This window comes from Gemmiger formicilis (genome assembly GCF_016901605.1).
Classification (GTDB): Bacteria; Bacillota; Clostridia; order Oscillospirales; family Ruminococcaceae; genus Gemmiger; species Gemmiger formicilis_B.
This window is the reverse complement of record NZ_JACJKP010001006.1, coordinates 1-217: the sequence shown is the minus strand read 5'-3', so window position 1 is coordinate 217 and position 217 is coordinate 1. Positions and strand designations below refer to the sequence as shown.

1 protein-coding gene is annotated in these 217 nt (G+C 59.0%); it reads right to left on the bottom strand.

Annotated features, from left to right (window positions below; translation table 11 throughout):
- Nucleotides 1-217 (bottom strand): hypothetical protein (locus tag H6B10_RS17555; protein ID WP_204652573.1); only part of this gene is annotated, 217 nt, incomplete at both ends.

Here is a 217-nt window from a genome sequence, read left to right as displayed (position 1 = left end):
CGCCGTGAGTACCACACTGACCAGCACCACCATGGCGATGGCATTGCCTACGCCGCGCCGTGCGTTTTCCACATCTTTTTCGCCCAGTTTCAGGCTCAGGTAGGCGGCGCCGCCATTGCCACCGTTATGGGGCAGGTGGCTACCTTTATTGTGTCTGTGGTGTATTTGTTCCGGTTCAAGAACTTCCGCATCGCGCTGGGGGATCTGCGTTTGCGCC